Annotated in this window: 6 protein-coding genes and 2 tRNA genes; 4 read left to right on the top strand and 4 right to left on the bottom strand. The window is 71.7% G+C overall.

The genetic code is table 11. The features are described 5' to 3' along the window. Positions 1-153: 153 nt before the first annotated feature. A tRNA-Gly gene (locus DWB05_RS01330) sits at positions 154-227 on the bottom strand. An 87-nt stretch (positions 228-314) separates the two neighbouring features. After that, positions 315-400 (bottom strand) — tRNA-Tyr (locus tag DWB05_RS01325). Positions 401-602: 202 nt separating this feature from the next. On the opposite strand from DWB05_RS01325, the gene DWB05_RS01320 reads away from it, so the two are divergent. The 4 genes from DWB05_RS01320 (at position 603) to DWB05_RS01305 (ending at position 4,777) form a co-directional block, all read left to right on the top strand. Further along, a complete protein-coding gene (locus tag DWB05_RS01320; protein ID WP_157967025.1) occupies positions 603-1,370 on the top strand; it encodes an RNA methyltransferase in 768 nt (255 codons plus the stop codon). After that, complete coding sequence (locus DWB05_RS01315) at positions 1,367-2,176, top strand: 2-keto-4-pentenoate hydratase (protein ID WP_114374191.1); 810 nt, start codon at positions 1,367-1,369, stop codon at positions 2,174-2,176. The genes DWB05_RS01320 and DWB05_RS01315 overlap by 4 nt, the downstream gene beginning before the upstream one ends. Then, on the top strand, positions 2,173-3,033 hold the full coding sequence (locus tag DWB05_RS01310) for an LOG family protein (protein ID WP_114374189.1): 861 nt from the start codon (positions 2,173-2,175) through the stop codon (positions 3,031-3,033). The genes DWB05_RS01315 and DWB05_RS01310 overlap by 4 nt, the downstream gene beginning before the upstream one ends. Before the next feature lie 196 nt (positions 3,034-3,229). Next, positions 3,230-4,777 carry an alkaline phosphatase gene (locus DWB05_RS01305; RefSeq protein WP_114374262.1) on the top strand — a complete coding sequence of 516 codons (1,548 nt, stop codon included), beginning with the start codon at positions 3,230-3,232 and terminating at the stop codon, positions 4,775-4,777. Between the two features lie 58 nt (positions 4,778-4,835). On the opposite strand, the gene DWB05_RS01300 is transcribed toward DWB05_RS01305, so the two are convergent. Together DWB05_RS01300 and DWB05_RS01295 are read right to left on the bottom strand one after the other, a co-directional pair. Next, entirely contained in the window at positions 4,836-5,348 is a 513-nt protein-coding gene (locus DWB05_RS01300) for a hypothetical protein (protein WP_114374187.1), read from the bottom strand. 50 nt (positions 5,349-5,398) lie between these two features. Beyond that, positions 5,399-8,305 (bottom strand): FAD-binding and (Fe-S)-binding domain-containing protein, encoded by a 2,907-nt coding sequence (locus tag DWB05_RS01295; protein ID WP_114374185.1) that lies wholly within the window; start codon positions 8,303-8,305, stop codon positions 5,399-5,401. Positions 8,306-8,427: the final 122 nt, after the last annotated feature.

Raw genomic sequence — 8,427 nt, 5'->3', positions numbered from 1 at the left:
CGTCTTGCCATGGTCGACATGACCAATCGTCCCGATGTTGCAGTGCGGCTTCGTCCGCTCAAACTTCGCCTTCGCCATGGCGAGACCTCGTCTGGTTGTTCCGTTCGCGACTGGGTGGGTTCAGGGGCGGGGACGGGGCAGGGAGAGGACGGGTGGAGCGGGTGACGGGAATCGAACCCGCACAACCAGCTTGGAAGGCTGGGGCTCTACCATTGAGCTACACCCGCGGTGCCGTCGTGCGCAGTCCCTCGTTCCGGTGTGGCGATGTCGACCCCTCGGCGGCCGGCACTCGGTGCGGTGGCTGGGGCGGTGGCTGGTGGAGGGGGCTGGATTCGAACCAGCGTAGGCGTGCGCCAACGGATTTACAGTCCGTCCCCTTTAGCCACTCGGGCACCCCTCCCAACGCGACGCCGCACCGCGGCTGCCCGCGAGGTGGTCGCCCCGCGCGGGACCGCGCGGGCCGCGGTGAGGTGGGACATTTCCCGCCCTCTGTCAACGTTGGCCCGCTCTTCCGTTCGCGGAAGGAACCTCCCATGCTGGAAGCGATGATCAGGGGCGGACGAGGGCAGCGGGGGGAGCGCCCGGCAGGGGGTCAGGCACGGATGGCCGGCCGGCCATCGGTGCCGCGCGATCGGTCTGCCCCCTTTTGGCTCTACGGCCGGCATCCGGTCGTCGCCGCGCTCGGCAACCCCGCCCGTCGCCACCGCCGCCTGGTGGCGACCGCCGCGGCCATCGCCCAGCTGAACGGGGCCTTCCCCGGCGGCCTGCCGCTCGACCCGGAGCTGACGACGGCGGAAGCGATCGCCCGCCTCCTTCCCCCCGGCGCGGTGCACCAGGGGCTCGCCCTGCTCGTCGACCCGCTGTCTCCACCACCGCTCGCCGCAGCGCTCGCCGCCTCGGCGGGTCCCGTCGTGGTGCTCGATCAGGTGACCGATCCGCGCAATGTCGGCGCCGTGCTGCGCTCGGCGGCCGCGTTCGGGGCGGCGGCGGTGATCGTGCAGGACCGCCATGCGCCGGGCGAAAGCGGGGCGATGGCGCGGGCCGCCGCCGGCGCGCTCGACCGCGTCCCGCTCCTGCGCGCGGTCAACCTCGCCCGCACGCTCGGCGCGCTGAAGGAGGCCGGCCTCTGGGTGGTCGGACTGGAGGCGACGGCCGAGCGCACCCTTGCCGCCGCCGGGCTCGAAGGGCGCCGCCTCGCCCTCGTGCTGGGGGCGGAGGATGAGGGCATGCGTCGGCTGACGCGGGAGGGCTGCGATGTGCTCGTGCGCCTGCCGCAGACCCGGGCGGTGGAGAGCCTCAACGTCTCGGTCGCCGCCGCGGTGGCCCTCTACGCGGTGCAGGCGGCGCGATTGGAGGCGCTCGCGGCATGATGGCGGGCAGCGACGGTCGGGCGGCGGCGGCGGCGGAGGCGATCGCCGCCCAGCGCGCGGCGGATGGCTGGGTGCGGCCGCTCGAGCCGGCCCTCGCCCCGGGCGACGCCGCCGAAGGCTACGCCATTCAGGCCGCCCAGGCGCACAGGGCCGGCTGCTGGCCGCCGGCCGGCTTCAAGGTCGGCGCCACCGCTGCCACCATGCAGCTTCATCTCGGCATTCGCACCCCGGCCGCCGGCTATCTCGACCCGGCGAGCCTCCGCTCCTCCGGCTACGCGAGCGCATTGGGGCAATGGCGCAATCCCGGCGTGGAGGCGGAGATCGCGCTGCGGCTCGGCGCCGATCTGCCGCCCGGCGAGCATTCGCCCGAACGCCTCGCCGAAGCGGTGGCCGAGGTGTTGCCGGCGATCGAGATCGTCGAGAACCGCTACGAGGGCGGGGTGGCCATCGGCACCCCGATGCTGATCGCGGACCGCTTTTTTCACGCCGCCGCCGTGCTCGGGCCGCCCGCCCCGGGCTGGCCTCCCTCCCGCCTCGCCGGCCGGGATCTCGCCCAGGTGCGGGGGCGTCTGCTGTTGGACGGGGCGGTGTTCGCCGAAGGCACGGGGGCTGATCTGCTCGGCCATCCGCTCGCCGTGCTGCGCTGGCTCGCCGCCTCGCCGGCGGCGGCCGTCTTCGACGGTCTGCGCGCCGGCCAGATCGTGCTGTGCGGCTCGGTGACCGTACCCGCCTGGCTCTCCGGTCCAGCCGAGGTCGAGGTCGCCTTCGACGGCCTGGGCTCGGTCAGCGCACGGTTCCTGCCATGAGCGAGGGCGCGGACGACAGGGCCCTGCCGGAGCCGGAGCCGGGGCTCGCCGCGCCCCCTTCGCCCTTCGCCGACGAACCCTCCTTCCGCCTCGCCTTCCAGGACCCCGACTTCCTGCTGCGCGACGAACTCCGCGGCGTGCGGCTGATGCTCGAGCTGATGAAGGCCGACATCGCGCAGGACGAGGCCGGGATCCGCTCCACCGTGGTGCTGTTCGGCTCCGCCCGCGTGGTCGATCGCGCCACCGCCGAGGCCCGCCTCGCCGCCGCCCGCACCGAGGCGGACCGCGCGCTCGCCGAACGGGCGCTGCGCCAGTCCGCCTGGTACGAGGAGGCGCGGCGCTTCGCGAGGCTCGTCACCCTGGGGGGCCAGAAGCGCGGCATCTGCGACTTCGCCGTCATCACCGGCGGTGGGCCGGGGATCATGGCGGCCGGCAACCGCGGGGCGGCGGAAGCCGGCGGCAAGTCGATCGGGCTCTCCATCGTGCTGCCGCGCGAGCAGGCGCCGAACCGCTGGATCACGCCCGAGCTCTCCTTCCGCTTCCACTACTTCGGCATCCGCAAGATGCACTTCCTCTTGCGGGCGCGGGCACTCGCCGTGTTCCCGGGCGGCTTCGGCACGCTCGATGAGCTGTTCGAAACACTCACCCTGGTGCAGACGGGCAAGATCCGCCGCCTGCCCATCCTGCTGTTCGACCGAGCCTTCTGGGACCGCGTCATCCGCTTCGAGGCGCTGGCCGAGGAGGGGTTGATCGACCGCGCCGATTTCGACCTGATCACCTTCGTCGAGACGGCCGAGGAGGGGGTGGAGGCGATCCGCGCCTTCTACGACCTGCCGGCGCTGGCGCCGCCGGGCTGAACGGCGGCTGTCATCGAGGGTTCATCCTCGCGTCACGCTCGTTTCATTCGTTGGGCGAGCCGAACGTCACGGTCGCGTCATCGAAGCGTGACGGAACTCGGCCACCTTCTGACCTACGGGTGTAGGCGAGCCGGCGGGTGCCACTCGGGGGCGAGTGCGCCTGGAGCCGGTCAGCTCATCCGCTCAGGGGGACGGAATGCTCTCCAGACGCTTCGTGCTCGGCGCGGTGTCCGCGTCGGCGTTGATGGTCGGTGCGGCCGAGGCCGAGGCCGCGCACGCCAAGAACGTGATCCTGTTCATCACCGACGGCTGCTCCTGGGGCTGCTACGACATGGCGAGCCACTGGGAGTTCGGCGCGGCGCGGCGTGAGGCCTACGCCGACTTCCCGGTCAAGCTCGGCATGACGACCTATCCCTTGAACCTGTCGACGCGGCCGACGGGCGGCAACACGCCGGAAGTGTCGTACGACCCGGCGCGGGCCTGGGACACCACGCCCAACACCGGCAGCTTCGGCGGGCGCCCGAGCTACTTCAACGGTTACGACTACATCAAGCGCAGCTTCACCGACTCCGCTGCCGCCGGCACCGCTCTCGCCACCGGGCAGAAGAGCTACAACAATTCGATCTCGTGGTCGAACGACCCGGCCGTCACGGGCTCGCCGCTCACGCCGCTGATCACCGACATCGCCAAGCAGTGGGGCCGCGCCACCGGCGTCGTCTCTTCGGTGCCCTTCACCCATGCCACGCCGGCGGTGTTCGGCGCGCAGAACGTCAACCGCGACGCGTACGCGCAGATCGCAGAGCAGATGCTGCGCAACCCCAACCTCGACCTGATCATGGGGGGTGGCGATCCGCGCTACAACTCGAACGGCGAACTGCGCGCCACACCGAACGAGCGCTACATGACGATGATGCAGCTCAACGCGCTGCTCGCCAACCCTGACGGGTCGAACACCTACGGTCGCTATTTCATCTCCTCGAAGGAGGACTTCGAGAAGCTCGCCGACGGCACGCTGGTGCCGGCGTCGGGTCGCCTGATCGGCCTCGCCCAGACCGGCGACACGCTGCAGGCGAACCGCAACCGCCCGGCCGATCCGACGAACGTTTCGGTCGAGAACGGCAACGCCTCCGGCGTACCCTTCAATACCAACGTGCCGTCCCTGCTCACCATGACCCAGGGCGCGATCAATTTCCTGTCGCGCGACCCCGACGGGTTCTTCCTCATGGTCGAGGGCGGCGCGGTGGACTGGATGGCACACGCCAACAACACCGCCCGCATCATCGAGGAGCAGGTCGACTTCAACCGCTCCGTCGCCTGGGCGATCGAGTGGGTGGAAACGTACTCGTCCTGGGACGAGACGCTGATGATCGTGCTCACCGACCACGGCAACGGCATGCCGATGGGCCCGAACTCGGACCGGATCCCGTTCGAGCCGATCGAGGGCCGCGGCCAGGGCGTGCTGCCCGGCGTGAGGTGGCACTACGGCACCCACACCAACGAGAACACGATGTTCTTCGCCAAGGGTGCGGGGGCCGAGCTGTTCTACCAGTACGTTCGCGGCACCGATCCGGGCCTCGTCACCTTCCTCAACTTCGGCGACGGCCGCTACATCGACAACGTCGACGTCTTCGCCGTGATGCGGGACGTGATGGTGCCCGAGCCGGCCTCCGCCGCGCTCATGCTGTTCGGCCTCGGCGCGCTCGGTCTTGCCGCTCGCCGCCGGCGGGAGACCGTCGACGCCTGATCGTTCCCGTCCGGGCTCGGTCCACGAGGGGGTGGCCGTGCGCCACCCCCTTCGCTTTTCAGCGTCCCGCGATCGCCGCGTTCAGCCGCTCCGCCAGCCGCGTGCACGCCGCGCGGGCCTCTGCGGTCGCCGCGAACGGACCGAACAGGAGCGATCGATCGCGGCGCACGTCGATCCGGATCGCGACCTCGCGCCCCGAGCTGCCGTCACGCTCCACCACCTGCGTCCCCTCGACCTCGGCGAACGGCACGCACCGACGCCGCACGTTCCGCCGTGATGCCGGTCGCGGCAGGTCACGCAGCTCGCGCGCCGCGAAGTCGATCGCCACTTCGCGCCATTCGAGGGAGGCGATCAGGATGATGCCGGCGAACGCGCAGCCGAGGGCGATCAGCACCGGGTAGGGCGTGCCGTCGGAACCCTCCGCCACCACGCCGGCGAAGATCGGCTGATAGAGGCCGAGCAGGCCCACCAGCACCAGCACCACGCCGACTGCCGCCGCGATCCAGGCGCGCGGCGACGGCCGCAGGCGATGCACCACCACTTCCGCTTCCGGGTCGAACGGAACCGTCATCGTTGCCTCTCCCCTGCCAGGCGAGGCCCGATCCGTAGCGCAGACGCCCCTCAGGGCGCGAGCGCGGCGGCGAGAAGCTGCGCCGGGTGCAACGCGGCGCGACCCGCGAGGTCGGCGATCTGATGGCGGCAGGAGAACCCGTTGGCGACGATCGCGGCGTGCGGATCGGCCGCCCGCACGGCGGGAAGCAAGGCAAGCTCCGCCATCGCGCGCGACACCGACGCCGTCTCCGCCTGATAGCCGAAGGCGCCCGCCATGCCGCAGCAGGAGGACTCGATCGCCTGCACGGCGAGACCCGGCACGAGGCGCAGCGCCTGCTGCACCGCGCCGAACGCGCCGAACGCCTTCGCATGGCAATGCCCGTGCACGAGCGCTCGCCGCGGCGGGCCCTCATGCAGCGCTGCGGCGATGCGACGCGGATGGGCAGCGACGAACTCCTCGAAGGTGACCGCCACCGCGGCCACCAGCCGCGCCTCCTCGCCGAGGCCCAGCACCAGCGCCTCGTCACGGAAGGTGAACAGGCAGGAGGGCTCGACGCCCACGATCGGCACCCCTTCGCGCGCGTAGGGCGCGAGCACGGCGAGCGTGCGGCGCAGTTCCGCCCGCGCGTGATCCACGACACCAGCGGCGAGGAAGGTTCGCCCGCAGCAGAGCGGTCGCCCCTCGCCTGAGGCCGCGCGCGGCCGAAACCCGCCCGCCTGCAGCACGCGCGTCGCCGCCCGCAGCGTTTCGGGCTCGAACCAACGGTTGAAGGTGTCGGCGAACAGCACGACCTCAGGGTTGCGGCCCGCCGCCTCCGCGTCGCGCCACGGTGCGCGCGCGAAGCGCGGCAGCGGGCGGTCGGCGGCAAGGCCGAAGAGGCGTTCGCTCCAGCGCGCGACGGCCGGGATCGCCTCCCGCGCTGCCGCCAGCCGGCCGAAGCGCGCCACCCACGGCGCGTAGCGCGGCAGGAAGGCGATCAACCGGTCGCGCAACGAAAGCCCGCGTTCGGCGACTTGGGCCGCGCGCACCTCGATCTTCATCCGCGCCATGTCGACCGCGGTCGGGCACTCGCGGCGGCACGCCTTGCAGGACACGCAGAGGGCGAGCGCCTCCGCCACCGCCTCGGAAGCAAGCCCACCCGGGAGCTGGCCCGACAGCGCGAGCCGCAGCGTGTTCGCCCGCCCGCGCACCACGTCCGTTTCGTCCCGGGTGGCGCGGTAGGAGGGGCACATCACGCCGCCCGCGAGCGCACGGCAGGCGCCGTTGTTGTTGCACATCTCGACCGCGGCCTGGAACGACGCGGCGGGACTCGCGCGCGGGTAGTCGGACCAATCGAGCACGGGCCGGTGCGTCGCCTCGGCGTAGTCGGGCCCGTAGCGGAACAGCGTGCGGTCGTCCATGCGCGGAGGACGCACGATGCGGTTGGGGTTGAGGATGCCGCGCGGGTCGAAACGGTCCTTCACCCGTTCGAAGGCGGCGACGAGGCGCGGCCCGAACATCGCCGCGTGGAACTCGGAGCGCACGATGCCGTCGCCATGCTCACCGGAATGGCTGCCCTTGTACGCGCGCACCAACGCGAACGCCTCCTCGGCGATCGCGCGCATCGCGGCCGCGTCCTTGTCCAGCTTGAGGTTGAGCACCGGCCGCACGTGCAGGCAGCCCGACCCGGCATGCGCGTACCAGGTGCCGCGCGTGCCGTGGCGGGCGAAGAGCTCGCTCAGCCGCTCCGTGTAGTCGGCAAGGTGTTCGAGCGGCACCGCGCAGTCCTCGACGAAGGAGACGGGTTTGCCTTCCTCCTTCATGCTCATCATCACGTTGAGCCCCGCCGTGCGCAGCTCTGTGATCGCCGCCTGCAACGCGGGGTCGACGACCTCGATCACGCCGCCGAACCGCGCGCCCGCCTTGTCCCAGGCGAAGCCGAGATCGCCCATCAGGGTCGCAAGCTCGGCAAGCCGCGCGCGGTTCGTCGCGGCTTCCGCCTCGGCGAACTCGACGAGGAGAAGCGCGTCCGGCTCACCGCGCACCATGGCGGCGAGGGTGGCGTGGAACATCGGTATGCCGCGCGCAAGCTCGAGCATGGTGCGATCGACGAGCTCGACCGCGACGGGGTCGAGCCCGACGATCGCCCGTGTCGCCTCCATCGCCGCCCGGAACGAGCCGAAGTGACAGACGCCGAGGGTTCGGTGCTTCGGCAGGGCGGGGGCGAGCTTGAGCTCGATCGCGGTGAACAGGGCGAGCGTGCCTTCCGAGCCGACCAGGAGCTCGGCGAGATTCGGCTGCGCGACCGAGGGCAGCAGGGCATCGAGATTGTAGCCCCCGACACGGCGCTGCAGCTTCGGAAAGCGGGCCGCGATCTCCTCCGCTTCGGTGGCGGCGATGGCACGCAGGTCGGCGGCGAGCGGAGCGAGCGGAGAGGTCTGGGCGAAGGCGTTGTCGTCGAACCGCGCGTGCGTTCCGTCCACGAGCAGGGCGTCGATCGCGGCCACGTTGTCCCGCATGATGCCGAACCGCAACGAGCGCGCTCCGGCCGAGTTGTTCGCCGCCATGCCGCCCAAGGTGGCGCGCGAGGCGGTGGAGACGTCGACCGGGAACCACAGTCCGTGGCGCGCCAACAGCCGGTTCAGCCGATCGAGCACCACGCCGGGCTCGACCAGGGCGCGACGGCGTTCCGGATCGATGACGCGGATGCGGTTCAGATGCCGCGAGCAGTCGACCACGATGCCGCGATTGATGGTCTGCCCCGCCTGGCTCGTGCCGCCGCCGCGCGCGGTGACGGGGATGCCGTCTTCTCGTGCAACCTCCAGCACCGCCGCGAGGTCGTCCACGCTGCGGGGAAACAGCACGGCCGCCGGCCAGACCTGGTAGTGCGAGGCGTCGGTGGCATAGCGGCCGCGCGTAGCCGCGTCGGTGCGCACCTCGCCGCGCATCCGCGCACGCAGCCGGCGCTCGATCGACGGGGCAAGGCCAGGAGGCATTGACGGGGTTCTCCTCGGACGCGAAGAGGTGGCCGCAACGAGTATAGGGGTATCACGGCAGGGAGGAACGGCATGTCCCCAGGCAAGCGCGATCGACGCTGCGGCTGGCGGATCAGGAGGGC

Origin of the sequence: Elioraea thermophila (ex Habib et al. 2022) (genome assembly GCF_003336755.1) — a bacterium.
GTDB classification, from domain to species: domain Bacteria; phylum Pseudomonadota; class Alphaproteobacteria; order Acetobacterales; family Acetobacteraceae; genus Elioraea; species Elioraea thermophila.
Note: the sequence above shows the minus strand (reverse complement) of the source record. Positions and strands in the feature narration are given on the sequence as shown.

Excerpts from the sequence above, each read along its gene's own strand:
- DWB05_RS01320 (WP_157967025.1), top strand. The coding sequence starts at position 603 with ATGGCCGGCCGGCCATCGGTGCCGCGCGATCGGTCTGCCCCCTTTTGG.
- DWB05_RS01315 (WP_114374191.1), top strand. The coding sequence starts at position 1,367 with ATGATGGCGGGCAGCGACGGTCGGGCGGCGGCGGCGGCGGAGGCGATC.
- DWB05_RS01310 (WP_114374189.1), top strand. The coding sequence starts at position 2,173 with ATGAGCGAGGGCGCGGACGACAGGGCCCTGCCGGAGCCGGAGCCGGGG.
- DWB05_RS01305 (WP_114374262.1), top strand. The coding sequence starts at position 3,230 with ATGCTCTCCAGACGCTTCGTGCTCGGCGCGGTGTCCGCGTCGGCGTTG.
- DWB05_RS01300 (WP_114374187.1), bottom strand. The coding sequence starts at position 5,348 with ATGACGGTTCCGTTCGACCCGGAAGCGGAAGTGGTGGTGCATCGCCTG.
- DWB05_RS01295 (WP_114374185.1), bottom strand. The coding sequence starts at position 8,305 with ATGCCTCCTGGCCTTGCCCCGTCGATCGAGCGCCGGCTGCGTGCGCGG.